2 protein-coding genes are annotated in these 1,872 nt (G+C 73.5%); both read left to right on the top strand.

Annotated elements, in window-relative coordinates:
- On the top strand, positions 1 to 1,028 hold a 1,028-nt coding region (locus D1643_RS10785; protein ID WP_201751101.1), incomplete at its 5' end, for an energy-coupling factor transporter transmembrane component T.
- Positions 1,016 to 1,872, top strand: an 857-nt coding sequence (locus D1643_RS10780; RefSeq protein WP_160710610.1) for an energy-coupling factor ABC transporter ATP-binding protein, incomplete at its 3' end; no start/stop codon positions are given. The genes D1643_RS10785 and D1643_RS10780, both read left to right, overlap by 13 nt.

Here is a 1,872-nt window from a genome sequence, read left to right as displayed (position 1 = left end):
GCCCGCCCGATGGCGCGGCGGCCCCGCGCGGCGCGGCCTGCGCGCCTGGCAGCGAGTTCCAGCCTGAGGCGGCGACCTCGCCCGATGCGCCGTGCGCGCCTGGCGGCGAGTCCTCGTACGGCGCGCCGCGCCGATTCGACTCGGCCTTCGCCGCGGCCCCGCCTGCGGGTGCGCCCGCCCTTGACGCGGTGCATCCCGCCATTCCCCTGGCGTTCTTCGCGGCGGCACTCGGGCTTACCATGGGCGCCTTCCAGCCGGTTCTCATCGCGACGTCGCTGATGGGGGCGCTGGCCTGCGGCGCTCTGCTGCGAGGCGGCCGCGCCGTGGCCCGCGACCTGCGCTGGCAGCTGCCGCTTCTCGTGATCGTGACGCTCGTGAACCCGGTGTTCGCCGCCCGTGGCGCCACCGAGCTCTTCCGCGTGGGCAGCTTCGCCTTCTACGGCGAGAGCCTGGCCTACGGCGCGGCCATGGGCGGCCTGCTTCTGGCCACCATCGCCTGGTTCGCCAACGCGGCGGCGGTGCTCTCGGCTGATCGCGTGATGACGGCACTTGGCGGCCGCGCGCCGGCGCTCGCCCTCATGCTGTCCATGACCCTGCGCCTCGTGCCGCGGTTCAGCCGTCACGGGCGGGCTGTCGCGGACGCCCAGGCGGCTTGCTCGCGCGTGGCGCCGGCCGGCAAGCGGCAGACGATCGCGGCCGCCGTGCGGCAGATGTCGGTGCTCGTGGGCTGGTCGATGGAGGACTGCCTGGAGACGGCGGACTCCATGCGCGCCCGCGGCTGGGCGTCGGGCGCCCGGCGAACCGCCTACCGCCGCCAGCGCTTCCGTACCCGCGATGCCGTGTTCATGGCCGTGGTGCTGGGCCTCGGCGCGCTCTGCGTGGCAGTGGCCGTGGCGGCCGTCGGGCAGTTCCGCTTCTATCCCACCCTCACGCCGCTTGCGCCGTGGTGGGGCTATGTTCCCTACGCCCTGTTCTTCTTCCTGCCCTGCGTTCTGATTGGAGGCGAGCGCTTGCGATGGATGCGCTGACCTACCGCGGATTCTCCTTCGCGTATCCCCAGGGCGGCCCGGTGCTGTCCGACGTGGACTGGTCGGTTCCGGCCGGCGCCTTCGCCGTGCTGGTGGGCGACACCGGGTCGGGCAAGACGACGCTTTTGCGCTGCGCCAAGCCCGAGCTGGCGCCGACGGGCGAGCGCACGGGCGAGGTGTGGCTGTGGGGTGAGCCGCTCGCGGCGGGGGAGCGCGAGCCCCGTGTGGGCTATGTGTCCCAAGATGCGGACAACCAGATCGTCTGCGACAAGGTGTGGCACGAGCTGGCCTTCGGCCTGGAGAACCTGGGCGTGGCGCCCGATGACATGCGCCGCCGCGTGGCGGAGGTGGCTCACTTCTTTGGCATGGAGCCGTGGTTCCGCCGGAGTGCCGAGGAGCTCTCCGGAGGCCAGAAGGCGCTCGTGTGCCTGGCATCGGTGCTGGTCATGCAGCCGTCGGTGCTGTTGCTGGACGAGCCTACCGCCCAGCTGGACCCGGTGGCGCAGAAGAGCTTCCTGCACGCGCTGTTCCGCCTCAACCGCGAGCTGGGGCTCACGGTGGTGGTGGCCACGCACAGCCCCGAGACGATGGTCGACTACGCCACCATGGCTGCGCGCGTGGAGGGCGGTCGCGTGACGGACGTCCCGCTTGGCGAGTTTCGCTACGGCCGCGCTGCGGGCCTGCGCCCGGCGACGGGGGACGTGTGGGACGCGGCGGTTGCGCAGGACACGCGGGTCGTTGGCAGCGCTCGGGATACGTGGGACGCGGCGGTCGCACAGGCCGCGGCGGGGCGCGAGCCGGGCGAGCCGTCCGCGGCTGCGGGCGCGCCTGCCGGGCGGGCCGA

Origin of the sequence: Enterorhabdus sp. P55 (assembly GCF_009911695.1) — a bacterium.
Taxonomy (GTDB): domain Bacteria; phylum Actinomycetota; class Coriobacteriia; order Coriobacteriales; family Eggerthellaceae; genus Enterorhabdus.
The sequence above is the reverse complement of the archived record's forward strand: the minus strand, read 5'-3'. Positions and strand labels throughout refer to the sequence as shown.